Raw genomic sequence first — 502 nt, 5'->3', positions numbered from 1 at the left:
ACTTGGAACAGTCCTTACAGCAATGAATGCGGCGTTTAAGCGAATGGAAAAGCGAAAGGAGCTATCACCTGTTCAGGGGTGGATCAGGGCTACGGAGGTGACGCGAGGTAAGGATGGCAGCGCACATCCGCATTTTCACTGTCTGCTGATGGTGCAACCTTCTTGGTTTAAAGGGAAGAACTACGTTAAGCACGAACGTTGGGTAGAACTCTGGCGCGATTGCTTGCGGGTGAACTATGAGCCGAATATCGATATTCGGGCAGTAAAAACTAAGACAGGTGAGGTTGTGGCCAACGTTGCCGAGCAACTGCAAAGCGCGGTTGCTGAAACGCTGAAATACTCCGTTAAACCGGAAGATATGGCAAACGATCCTGAGTGGTTTCTTGAGCTGACGCGGCAGCTTCACAAGCGCCGTTTTATCTCGACCGGTGGGGCGCTAAAAAACGTCCTCCAGTTGGATCGAGAAACCAATGAGGATCTTGTCATTGCCGACGATGTAGGG

Annotated in this window: 1 protein-coding gene; it reads left to right on the top strand. The window is 51.0% G+C overall.

Annotation, left to right across the window (positions count from 1 at the left end; all coding sequences use genetic code 11):
* Positions 1 to 502 (top strand): protein rep (locus I6F17_RS37450; protein ID WP_276573602.1); only part of this gene is annotated, 502 nt, incomplete at both ends.

The organism is Bradyrhizobium sp. NBAIM18 (assembly GCF_020193825.1).
Lineage (GTDB): Bacteria > Pseudomonadota > Alphaproteobacteria > Rhizobiales > Xanthobacteraceae > Bradyrhizobium > Bradyrhizobium yuanmingense.
Note: the sequence above shows the minus strand (reverse complement) of the source record. Positions and strands in the feature narration are given on the sequence as shown.